This window comes from Oerskovia sp. USHLN155 (assembly GCF_037145535.1).
In the GTDB taxonomy this organism is placed as follows: domain Bacteria; phylum Actinomycetota; class Actinomycetes; order Actinomycetales; family Cellulomonadaceae; genus Oerskovia; species Oerskovia rustica.
The window spans coordinates 85,638-96,784 of sequence record NZ_JBBCXG010000012.1 but is presented as its reverse complement, the minus strand read 5'-3'; the positions used below and the strand labels follow the sequence as shown (position 1 = coordinate 96,784).

Genomic DNA, 11,147 nt, shown 5'->3' with positions numbered 1-11,147 from the left:
CCGCCCGCTCCTCCAGGGCCTTCGCCTGCTGGAGGAACCATGAGACCGCCGACCCCACCCACCGCCTCGACCGCACCCCGGACCCTCGCTGCGGACCTGCCCGCCCTCCCACCCGGCACGCCCGTCACGCTCCGTGGCTGGGTGCACCGGCGTCGCGCCCTCGCGACCGTCACCTTCCTCGTGCTGCGCGACCGGTCGGGCCTGGCCCAGGTCGTCGTGCGGGCGGGCGACGGGCAGGTCGTGCCGCCCGAGGAGACCGTGGTCGAGGTCACGGGCCTGACGACGGCGAACGCGCAGGCTCCGGGCGGGGTCGAGGTGACCTCGCCGACCGTCGTGCTCCTCACGGACCCGGCCTCGACCCCGCCCGTCGAGCTGTGGCGCCCCTCGCTCGACGTGGGGCTCTCCACGATGCTCGACCACGCCGCGGTCGCCTGGCGGCACCCCGCGCAGCGCGCACGCTGGGAGGTGGCGGCCGCGTCCCTGCGCGGGTTCCGTGAGGCCCTCGACGCGCGGGGCTTCACCGAGGTGCAGTCGCCCAAGATCGTCGGGTCGGCGACCGAGTCGGGTGCCGACGTGTTCACGCTCGACTACTTCGGCCGGCCCGCCTTCCTGGCGCAGAGCCCGCAGTTCTTCAAGCAGCAGCTCGTCGGGGTCTTCGAGCGCGTGTACGAGGTGGGACCGGTCTTCCGGGCCGAGCCGCACGACACCGTGCGCCACCTCGCCGAGTACGTCTCGCTCGACGTCGAGCTCGGTTTCGTCCGTGACCACCGCGACGTGCTGGCCGTCCTGCGTGACGTCCTGGCCGGCATGGTCGCCGCGGTCCACGAGCACGCCGGGTCCGCGGTCGCGGCCCACGGCTTCGCGGTGCCGGTCGTGCCCGACGAGATCCCCGTGATCCACTTCGCCGAGGCGCTGGCTCTCGTCGGGGCTCCCGCGGACGAGCCCGACCTGGCCCCCGAGCACGAGCGGGCGCTGGGGCGGTGGGCGCTCGCCGAGCACGGCAGCGACCTCCTCGCGGTCGAGGGCTACCCGATGGCCAGGCGTCCCTTCTACACGCACCCGCAGCCGGGGGACGCGCGGTGGAGCAACAGCTTCGACCTGCTCTTCCGAGGCGTCGAGCTCGTCACTGGCGGTCAGCGCCTGCACCGGTACGCGGACTACGTCGCGGCGATCACGGCCCGAGGCGAGGACCCGGCCGCGTACGCGACGTACCTCGAGGCGTTCGAGCACGGGATGCCCCCGCACGGCGGCTTCGCGATCGGCCTCGAACGGTGGACCGCGCGCCTGACGGGCGCGCCGAACGTCCGCGAGGTCACGCTCTTCCCGCGCGACCTGCACCGCCTCGCGCCCTAGCACCGGGGAACCTGGCCGCCCGGCACGGGGGACAACCCCACCCCGTTCGGGGGACGTCCCGGATGGTCCGGTTCGTCCCCCGCTCGCTACGTTCGAGACTCACGCCACGACAGGGGTTTCGATGAAGACGACCACGACCAGGCGGACCGCCGGGGCATCCACCAGGGATGCCCCGGCGGTCTCGCCGTACGCCCTGCAGGTCGCAGGGATCACCAAGACGTACTCCGCGGGCAAGCGGTCGGTGCACGCCCTGCGGGGCGTGTCCCTGGCGCTGCCGAGGGGCAGCTTCACGGCCGTGATGGGGCCGTCGGGCTCGGGCAAGAGCACGTTGCTGCACTGCGCCGCTGGCCTCGACCGACCGACGGGCGGCTCGGTCCACCTGGGCGGCGTGGACCTGTCCACGCTGACCGAGGACGAGCTCACGGCCCTGCGCCGGGGGCGCATCGGGTTCGTGTTCCAGGCCTACAACCTCATGGGGTCCTTGACGGTCGCGGAGAACGTCGGGCTGCCGCTGCGTCTCGCGGGCGAGCGGGCGGACCCGGCCTGGCTGCGCGAGATCGCGGCCCGGGTCGGGATCGAGGACCGTCTCGACCACCGCCCGAGCGAGCTCTCGGGCGGCCAGCAGCAGCGCGTGGCGATCGCGCGGGCCCTCGTGACGCGCCCCGACGTCGTCGTGGCGGACGAACCGACCGGGGCCCTCGACACGCGCACGAGCAAGCAGGTGCTCGAGCTGCTGCGGTTCCTGGTCGACGCGCTCGGCCAGAGCGTCTTCATGGTCACACACGACCCGGTCGCGGCCTCGTTCGCGGACCGCGTCGTGTTCCTGGCCGACGGGCAGGTCGCGGGCGAGCTCGTCCGACCGACCCCCGAGCAGGTCGCCGACCGCATGACGCACCTCGGGGAGTGGTGAGGGTGCTGGGTCTCGCGCTGAGCACGCTGCGCGCGCGCCGCAAGAGCTTCGTCGGCCCGTTCGTCGCGCTGTTCCTGAGCGCGATGCTCGTCGCGGCGTGCGGGCTGCTCATGGAGTCGGGCATCCGTCAGGGCATCGGCCCTGAGCGCTACGCGGGCGCCGACCTGGTCGTGACCGCGCAGCAGTCGCTCGCGGTCGACGTGGACTACGACGAGCCCTTCGGTGGCCGCGTCCGCCTGCCCGTGTCCGCGGTCGACGAGCTCGCCGCGATCCCCGGGGTCGAGAGCGCGGTCGGCGACGTCGAGGTGCGACTGGGTGCCGTCGGGCCGTCGGGCGACCTGGCCGGGGCGATCGACGGGCGCCCGCCGGTGGGCCACGGGTGGTCCTCGGCGACGCTCGGTCCGTTCGTCCTCGCACAGGGCGACGGCCCGACGGCGCCGGGCCAGGTCGTGCTCGACGGCGCACTGGCCGCGCGGCTCGCCGTGGGGGTGGGCGACGACGTCACCCTGGCCGTGGGCTCGACGCCGGGGGAGTACCGGGTGACCGGGACCGTCTCACCGCCCGAGGGAGCCGGGGCACTGCGGCAGGGCGTGGTGTTCTTCACCGACGAGCAGGTCGCGGACCTCGCGGCAGCAGGCCCGGGCACGAGCGGTCGACCCGGCGCGGCAGACGCCCGAGGCGAGGTCGACGCCGTCGGGATCCTGGCCGCCGACGGGACGGACGTGCGGGCGCTCGCCGCGGACGTGCGCGAGCGGACCGGGCTGACCGTGCGCACGGGCGACGCCCGTGGAGCGGTCGAGTTCGCCGACGCCTCGGGCTCGGCGACCACGCTGGTCGCGATCGCCGGCAGCTTCGGCGGGATCATGCTCGTCGTCGTCGTGTTCGTCGTCGCGAGCGCCCTGGGGCTCGTGGTGCAGCAGCGGCGCCGCGAGCTCGCGCTGCTCCGAGCGGTCGGTGCGACCCCGCGCCAGGTCCGCCGGATGATCTCCGCCGAGATGCTCGTGCTGTCCACGACGGCCGCGGTCCCCGGGGCGCTCCTGGGCATCCCCGCGGTCGGCGTGCTGCACGGCCTGTTCGTCCGGGCGGGGGTCGTCTCGGCGGACTACCCGGTCGCGGTGGGGCCGTTGCCGGTCGTGATCGCGGTGCTGCTCACGGTGGGAGTCGCGTGGATCGCGGGGCGGATGTCCGCTCGACGCGCCATCACGGTGAAGCCGGTCGAGGCGCTGGGCGAGGCCGCGGTCGAGACCCCGCGGCTGGGCGTCACGCGCACGGTGATCGGCGTGGTCATGGTCGTCGGCGGGGTGTTCCTGTCGCTGCTGCCCGCGTTCGTCGCGGGCGAGGACGCGCTCGCGGGGGCCGCGCTCTCCGGCGTGGTGCTCGTGATCGCGGTCGCGCTCCTGGGGCCGCGGATCGTGCACGCCCTCGTGCTGCTGGTCGAGCCGTTCCTGCGGCGCAGCCCGCACGCGAGCACCTACCTCGCGGGCCGCAGCACCCGTGCGAGCTCGCGACGGCTCGCGGGGGCTGTCGTGCCGCTCGTACTCGCGATCACCGTGACGGTCGTGCAGGTCTCGCTCGGGGCCGCGCAGGTGGCCGAGACCGAGCGTCAGGTGGCCGACGGGCTGCGCGCCGACCTCGTGCTCGCGAGCAGCGGCACGGGCCTCTCGCCCGACCTCGCGGGGCAGGTCGCGGGAGTCCCGGGCGTCGCCTCGGTGACCCCGACCGTGCGGAGCCAGGCCCTCGTGCGCTTCGCCGAGCCGGACGGCACGCTCACGGCGGAGGCCCTGAGCGTCCAGGGCGTCGACCCGACCGACCTCGGCGCCGCGATCGACCTGGACGTGCGCGAGGGCTCGACCGACGACCTGCACGGCGAGTCGGTCGCCCTCAGCGTCGCGGGAGCGAGCAAGGCGCGAGCCGGGCTCGGGGACACCGTCGAGCTCTACCTCGCGGACGGCACGCGGGTCGACGCCGTCGTCGTCGCGCTCTACGGGCGCGGCATGGGCTTCGGCGACGCCCTGCTCCCGCGCGACCTGGTCCTGCCGGCATCGGCGGACGGGCTGGACGGCTCGCTGCTCGTGGTGGCCCAGGAGGAGACCGACGTCGAGGCGCTCGCGGAGGACCTCGGCCGGACGACGACCCCGTACCCGGGCGTCGTGCTCGCCGACCGGGCATCCCTGGTCGCCGCCGAGAAGGCGGCGCTCGAGGCGAACACGTGGACCTCGATGATCCTGCTCGTGGTGCTGTTCGGGTACGTCGCGCTGAACGTGGCGAACGCCCTGGTCATGTCGACGGTCGACCGGCGGCGCGAGCTCGCGCTGCTGCGCCTGGTCGGGACGCGGGACCGTCAGGTACTGCGGATGATGCGGGTCGAGGCGGGCGTCGTGGTCGGCATCGCCGTGGTCGTCGCGACGGTGATCCTGCTGCCGCCGTTGACCGGCGTGAGCCTCGGGCTGAGCGAGGGGCAGCGGGCGGTGCCCGCGCTCTCCCCGGTCGCCTACCTCGCGACGGTCGCGGGCGCGGGCGCCGTCGGGTACCTCTCGATGCTCCTGCCGACCCGTGCCGCCCTGCGAGGCCGACCGGTCGAGAGCATCGGGCTGCGGGAGTGACGTGCGGGCGCGGCCCGGCCGCGAGACGCCATGGTTCGCGGCCGGACCACGCGCCCGGCGTGGCCCTGCCCTCGCGCCGGACCGCCCACGGGGTGACCATGGACGTATGTCCACCGTCGGACCGGTCGTCGTCGGCTACGACGGGTCGCCCTCCGCGACCTCCGCCGTGCGCTGGGCCGCGCGCGAGGCCCGACGGCGTGGCGCTCGTCTGGAGGTCGTCTTCGCCCGCGACGCGCACGACACCCACCTCGAACCCTCGCTGCCCGGTGGCGGCGAGAACGCGCAGGCCGGAGCGCGGGCGCTCGCCGACCGCGGCCGGGTCCAGGCCCTCGAGGTCGAGCCCGACGTCGAGGTCGAGGCGACCGTGGAGTACACGACCCCGGCCGCGACGCTCGTCGGCACGTCGCTCGACGCCGCGATGGTGGTCGTCGGGTCGGGGGACCACGGGCGGGTCCGCGGCGAGCTCGGCGGGTCGGTGGCGCTCGCGGTCGCCGCGCACGCGCACTGCCCGGTCGTCGTGGTCCACGGCGACGTCGAGGCGCTGCGCGACGTGAACCTGCCTGTGGTCGTGGGGGTCGACGGCTCGACGCACGCGACCGGCGCGCTCAGCCACGCGGCCGAGGTCGCGGCCTCGCGCGGTGCGTCGCTGCGGGTCGTGGTCGCGTGGTGGACGCGCGCCTCGGCGCACCTCGAGAGCTACATGGCCGCGGAGTTCCCGCGCGAGCGTGCCGAGAACGGGGCCGAGCGACTGCTCGCGGCCGCGCTCGCGCAGGTGCACGAGGAGTACCCGGACCTGGAGGTCGAGGGCTCGACCGTGGAGGCGCAGCCGGCTCCCGCGCTGGTCAGGGCCTCGGAGGGGGCCGAGCGGCTCGTGGTCGGGTCGCGCGGGCGGGGCGGTTTCGCGGCGCTCGTCCTGGGTTCGGTGAGCCACTCGCTCGTGCGTGAGGCGCACTGCCCCGTGACGATCGTGCGCTGAGCCTCGTTCCCGGTCGGAGACGTGATCCCGACCACATCTTCGGCCCTGCTGCGGGTCCTGGGCTTTCACCCGGTAGGGATGTTTGGTTAGGCTCACCTCTGTGAGCCACACCTTATCCGGCGACGACGACGCTCCCACCGCCCAGGACTCCTCCCGCCCGGCCCTCGCCGGGACCGGGCTGAGCCTCGGGTACGACGGGACCACCGTCGTGCACGACGCCTCCCTGCGCCTGCTCCCCGGACAGGTCACCGCGCTCATCGGCCCCAACGGGAGCGGCAAGTCGACGCTCCTGCGCTCGCTCGCCCGGCTCCACAAGCCCGTCCAGGGGACCGTGAGCCTGCCCGACGTCCCCGACGCGCTCGCGCTGCACCCCAAGGACTTCGCGCGGCGCGTCACCCTGCTCTCGCAGAGCCGGCCCACGCCCAACGGCGTGAGCGTGCGCGACGTCGTCGGGTACGGTCGCCACCCGCACCGGGCGCGCTTCCGCTCCACGGACCCCGACGGCGCACGCGCCATCACCTGGGCCATGGACGTCACCGGTGTCGCGGCGATGGCCGGCCGCGGCGTCGACGAGCTGTCCGGCGGCGAGCTCCAGCGCGTGTGGCTCGCGACCTGCCTCGCGCAGGACACGGGCGTGCTGCTGCTCGACGAGCCCACGACCTACCTGGACCTGCGCTACCAGGTCGAGATCCTCGACCTCATGCGCGACCTCGCCGACGACCACGGCGTGGCCGTGGGCGTCGTGCTGCACGACCTCAACCAGGCGGCCGCGGTCGCGGACCACGTGGTCCTGCTCCAGCGCGGCGTCGTCCGTGCCGCGGGCGAGGCCGCCGACGTCCTGACCGCCGACGCGCTCAGCGAGACCTACGGCATCCGGATCGAGGTCACGCACGACCCGCTGACCGGCACGGTGCAGACCGCACCTGTCGGGCGGCACACGACCCGCAGGCTCGTCGCCGTCCCCTGACGCCGCGATCCTCCCCACCGTGCTGCCGCGCACCCCGGCGCGGCAGCCCACCGAGCCCCGCCCACCGGCGCGGGCAGCACCCTCAAGGACACAGGACCCCCATGCGAACGACCTTCCGGACCGGCCTGCCCGCCGTCCTGCTCGTGACAGCGCTCACCCTCACCGCGTGCGGCACCACGGAGGAGGCCGACGCCGGCAGCGCGTCGAAGGCCCCCGCCTCCGACGCGGGCCCCGTCACCTTCACCGACGAGCGCGGAGAGCAGACGCTCGACGCCCCCGCGACCGAGGTCGTCTCGCTCGAGTGGGGCCTGACCGAGAACCTGCTGGCGCTCGGTGTGGACGTCGTGGGCCAGGCCGACGTCGAGGGCTACAACACGTGGGACACCTCGGTAGCGCTCGACGCGTCGACGCCCGACGTCGGGATGCGCGGAGAGCCCAGCCTCGACGCCATCTCCGCGCTCGAGCCCCAGCTCATCGCCGTCACCACGGACACGCCCGACAACGTGATCGACCAGCTCGCGGACATCGCGCCCGTCGTGACCCTGCGCGGCTCCGACGGCACCGACCCGATCGGGTACATGCGCCAGACCGTCGAGACCCTCGCGACCGCCACGGGCACCGAGGACAAGGGCACCGAGCTGCTCGAGGGCTTCGACGCCAAGGTCGTCGAGGGCAAGAAGGCCCTCGAGGAGGCCGGCGTCGCGGGCGCCTCGTTCGTCATGGCCGACGGCTGGGTCAACAACGGCACCGTCTCGGTGCGCATGTACACGCCCGGCTCGTTCTTCGGCGCGATCGGCGCCGAGCTGGGCCTGGCGAACGCGTGGACCGGCGAGGGCGACCCCGACTACGGGCTCGCGCAGACCGACGTCGAGGGCCTGACCGCGCTGAGCGACGTCCAGTTCGTCTACGCCGCGAGCGACTCCGAGGCAGACCCGTTCGCCGAGGGCCTGGCCGGCAACGCGATCTGGGAGCAGCTCCCGTTCGTCGTGGCCGGTGACGTGCACCGCATCCCCGACGGCATCTGGATGTTCGGCGGGCCCGCGTCCGCGAACGCGTACGTCGACGCGCTCGTCGCGGCCCTGACCCAGTGAGCACGAGCGCCCCGGGGGGACTCTCGACGGCCCGGCACGAGGTCCCGGACGACACCACCGGACTCCTCGCCCCGCCGGTCACGGCCGTCCCCCCGGGGCGCTCGCGCCTCCGGTTCCGTCTGACGGTCGCCTCGGCGTTCGTCGTCGGGATCCTCGCCGTCCTGGTGCTGGCCGCCGTCCACCTCACGCAGGGGACGGCCGACGTCGGGCTCGGCGACCTGCTGCGCCTCGTGACCGGCGGCGACGCCGACGCCGACCGGACCGCCGCGGCCGTCCTGGTCGCCTCGCGCGTCCCGCGTCTGCTCGCAGGCCTCCTCGTGGGTGTCTCGCTCGGCGCGGCGGGTGCCGCGCTGCAGTCCGTGGCGCGCAACCCGCTCGCCTCGCCCGACACGCTCGCGGTCAACGCGGGCGCCTACGTCGCGGTCGTGGGCGCGGCCGTGATCGGCGTGACCCTGCCGTTCTACCTCTCCGGGACGCTCGCGCTCGTCGGTGGGCTCGCGGCCTCGGGTCTCGTGCTCGTCCTGGCCCGTGGCGGCGCAGCCGGGCCGACCCGGCTCATCCTCGCGGGCTCGGCGATCACGCTCGCGCTGCACTCCCTGACGACCGTGCTGCTCGTGCTGTTCCAGCAGGAGACCATGGGGCTGTTCGCGTGGGGGAGCGGCTCGATCGTCCAGTCCGGCACGTCGCAGGTCGCGCTCGCGGCCCCGCTCGTGGTCGTCGGCCTCGGTGGCCTGATCCTCGTGGCCCACCGCCTGGACCTCCTGGCGCTCGGCGACGACACCGCGACGGTCCTCGGGATCGACGTGCGCGCGACGCGCGTCGTGACCATCCTGCTCGCGGTGCTGCTCTCGGCCACGGCCGTCACGGTCGCGGGCCCGGTCGGCTTCGTCGGCCTGTGCGCCCCCGTGGTCGTGCGCCTCGTGGCCCGCAAGGTCCCCGGGCTCAACCGTCATCGCGTGCTCATCCCGCTGGCGGGGATCGCGGGCGTGATCGTGGTCCTCGGCGCCGACGTCCTGCTGCGCCTCGTCCTGCCCGGCACGTACGGCGTGGCCGTCCCGACGGGCGTCATCACGACGGTGTTCGGGGCCGTGGTGCTCGTGTGGCTCGCGCGCCGGCTCAAGGACTCCGGTCCAGCCGCGGGGGCCCGCGCCGCGCACGTCCGGCCGCGCGGTGCCCGCCGTGCCCTGGTCGTGGTGACCGTCCTCATCGCGCTCCTCGTCGCGGCCACGGTCGCCGCGCTCCTGCTGGGCGACAGGCTGCTGCTCACGGGCGACGTCCTCAACTGGGCCGCCGACCGGGCGGGCAAGCAGGTGAGCTTCGTGCTCGACCAGCGCGTCCCGCGCGTGCTCGCCGCGATCCTCGCGGGGGCTGCGCTGGGCCTGGCCGGGACGGTCGTGCAGGCCGTGTGCCGCAACCCGCTGGCCGAGCCCGGCCTGCTCGGTGTGACGGCGGGCGCGGGGCTGGGCGCCGTCGGGGTCGTGCTGCTGGTTCCTGGCGTCGGCATCATGGGCATGTCCCTCGCCGCCGTCGTCGGTGCGCTCGGCACGTTCGCGATCGTGTACCGCCTCGCGTACCGGGGCGGCCTGAGCTCGGACCGGCTCGTGCTCATCGGCATCGGCATGAGCACGGGCGCCACGGCCCTGACGACGCTCGTGATCGTGGTCGTCGCGCCCTGGAACCTCAACGTCGCGCTCACCTGGCTGTCCGGGTCGACGTACGGGCGGACCTTCGACCACCTGGTCCCCGTCGTCCTCGCGCTGCTCGTGGTCGTGCCCGTCGCGGTGCTCCACCGGCGCGAGATGGACGTCCTGGCGCTCGACGAGGACACCCCGCGTGTCCTGGGCCTGCGCCTGGACCGCACGCGCCTGCTGCTCCTGGGGGCCAGCGCGTGCCTGACGGCTGCGGCGGTGTGCGCGGTCGGGGTCGTGGGCTTCGTGGGGCTCGTCGCCCCGCACGCGGCCCGCGCCCTCGTCGGTTCGCGCAACGGCCGGGTGATCCCGGTCGCGATGCTGCTCGGGGCCGTCCTGGTGAGCGTCGCCGACACCGTGGGGCGGACGGTCATCGCGCCCGCCCAGATCCCGGCGGGCCTGACGACCGCGCTCATCGGCGCGCCCTACTTCGTGTGGCTCCTGTGGCGCAGCCGCGGCCGCGAGGCGTGAGCCGTCGGAGTGATCCCGACCACACGTTCGGCTTCGGGGGTTCACCCGGCCCCAATGTTTGGTTAGGCTCGCCTACGTGACTCAGACCAGTGTCGTGACCGAGCAGGAGATCTCCCCGTTCCGCATGTTCGACGTGCAGGTACGACGGGTCGAGAAGCTCTCGCCGAGCTTTCTGCGCGTGACCTTCACGGGCCACGACCTCCACGAGTTCGCCGACAACGGCCTCGACCAGCGCATCAAGCTCGTCTTCCCCGCGCCCGACGGCGGCTACGAGCACCTCGTCCGCACGGGTGAGTGGTACTCCGCGTGGCGCGCGCAGCCCGAGGAGCGTCGCAACCCGCTGCGCACCTACACCGTGCGGGCCGTGCGTCCCGAGGCCTTCGAGGTCGACATCGACCTCGTCCTGCACGGCGACGCGGGTCCCGCGTCCCGGTGGGCGCTCGCCGCGCGCCCCGGCAGCGAGATCGTGCTGCTCGGCCCCAACGGCCTGTGGACGGGGGCGCACGGCGGCGTCGAGTTCTCCCGTCCCGTCCGCAGCCATGCGCTGCTCCTCGCGGGCGACGAGACCGCGGTCCCCGCGATCGCCTCGATCCTGGGCTCCCTGCCCGCCGACGAGGTCGGCGAGGTCTTCCTCGAGGTCCCGCACGAGGGCGACGTCCTGCCGGTCACGGCTCCGGCGGGCGTCAACGTCACGTGGCTCGCCCGCGAGGGCCGTGCGCACGGCGACCTGCTGGTCCCCGCGGTCCGCGAGGCCGCCGACCGCCTGCTCGAGCGCAACGTCTGCGGCGCGACGCACTCGCTCACGTGCGCGGCCCGCGGGCTCGTCCAGCGCCAGGGCGGGCTCGCCGAGGCGGCCGAGCTCGAGGACGTCGACATCGACACGGACATCCTCTGGGAGGTCCCCGTGGACGACGACGGCACGCCGCTCGTCGCGTGCGCCGAGCTCTACGCGTGGCTCGCGGGGGAGGCGTCGGTCATCAAGACCCTGCGCCGCTACCTCGTGTCGGAGCGCGGCGTCGACCGCCGCTCGGTCGCGTTCATGGGCTACTGGCGCGAGGGCCGCGCCGAGGGCTGACGGCCGCGAGGGC

The 11,147-nt window shown here is 74.7% G+C and carries 8 protein-coding genes; all 8 read left to right on the top strand.

Going from position 1 to position 11,147, the window contains the following annotated elements; all coding sequences use genetic code 11:
- Positions 1 to 39 precede the first annotated feature (39 nt).
- The 8 genes from aspS to WFH32_RS16935 all read left to right on the top strand — a co-directional run bounded on the left by aspS (position 40) and on the right by WFH32_RS16935 (position 11,134).
- Positions 40 to 1,353, top strand: a complete 1,314-nt coding sequence (aspS, locus tag WFH32_RS16970; protein WP_191796029.1) for an aspartate--tRNA(Asn) ligase — start codon at positions 40 to 42, stop codon at positions 1,351 to 1,353.
- 121 nt (positions 1,354 to 1,474) lie between these two features.
- Entirely contained in the window at positions 1,475 to 2,263 is a 789-nt protein-coding gene (locus tag WFH32_RS16965; RefSeq protein ID WP_336708487.1) for an ABC transporter ATP-binding protein, read from the top strand.
- Positions 2,260 to 4,866, top strand: coding sequence for an FtsX-like permease family protein (locus tag WFH32_RS16960; RefSeq protein WP_336708486.1), 2,607 nt, complete (start codon positions 2,260 to 2,262; stop codon positions 4,864 to 4,866). The genes WFH32_RS16965 and WFH32_RS16960 overlap by 4 nt, the downstream gene beginning before the upstream one ends.
- A gap of 106 nt (positions 4,867 to 4,972) precedes the next feature.
- Positions 4,973 to 5,842 (top strand): universal stress protein, encoded by an 870-nt coding sequence (locus tag WFH32_RS16955; RefSeq protein WP_336708485.1) that lies wholly within the window; start codon positions 4,973 to 4,975, stop codon positions 5,840 to 5,842.
- A gap of 100 nt (positions 5,843 to 5,942) precedes the next feature.
- The gene (locus WFH32_RS16950; protein ID WP_442946348.1) at positions 5,943 to 6,809 is read left to right on the top strand and encodes an ABC transporter ATP-binding protein; all 867 of its coding nucleotides are present in this window, start codon (positions 5,943 to 5,945) and stop codon (positions 6,807 to 6,809) included.
- Between the two features lie 101 nt (positions 6,810 to 6,910).
- Positions 6,911 to 7,900 (top strand): ABC transporter substrate-binding protein, encoded by a 990-nt coding sequence (locus WFH32_RS16945; protein WP_191796025.1) that lies wholly within the window; start codon positions 6,911 to 6,913, stop codon positions 7,898 to 7,900.
- Complete coding sequence (locus tag WFH32_RS16940) at positions 7,897 to 10,059, top strand: iron ABC transporter permease (protein WP_336708482.1); 2,163 nt, start codon at positions 7,897 to 7,899, stop codon at positions 10,057 to 10,059. The genes WFH32_RS16945 and WFH32_RS16940 overlap by 4 nt, the downstream gene beginning before the upstream one ends.
- A gap of 124 nt (positions 10,060 to 10,183) precedes the next feature.
- Positions 10,184 to 11,134 (top strand): siderophore-interacting protein, encoded by a 951-nt coding sequence (locus tag WFH32_RS16935; RefSeq protein ID WP_191796059.1) that lies wholly within the window; start codon positions 10,184 to 10,186, stop codon positions 11,132 to 11,134.
- Positions 11,135 to 11,147 lie beyond the last annotated feature (13 nt).

Bases quoted from the DNA above. Each gene is read 5' to 3' on its own strand.
- WFH32_RS16965 (WP_336708487.1), top strand. From the start codon at position 1,475: ATGAAGACGACCACGACCAGGCGGACCGCCGGGGCATCCACCAGGGAT.
- aspS (WP_191796029.1), top strand. From the start codon at position 40: ATGAGACCGCCGACCCCACCCACCGCCTCGACCGCACCCCGGACCCTC.
- WFH32_RS16955 (WP_336708485.1), top strand. From the start codon at position 4,973: ATGTCCACCGTCGGACCGGTCGTCGTCGGCTACGACGGGTCGCCCTCC.
- WFH32_RS16945 (WP_191796025.1), top strand. From the start codon at position 6,911: ATGCGAACGACCTTCCGGACCGGCCTGCCCGCCGTCCTGCTCGTGACA.
- WFH32_RS16935 (WP_191796059.1), top strand. From the start codon at position 10,184: ATGTTCGACGTGCAGGTACGACGGGTCGAGAAGCTCTCGCCGAGCTTT.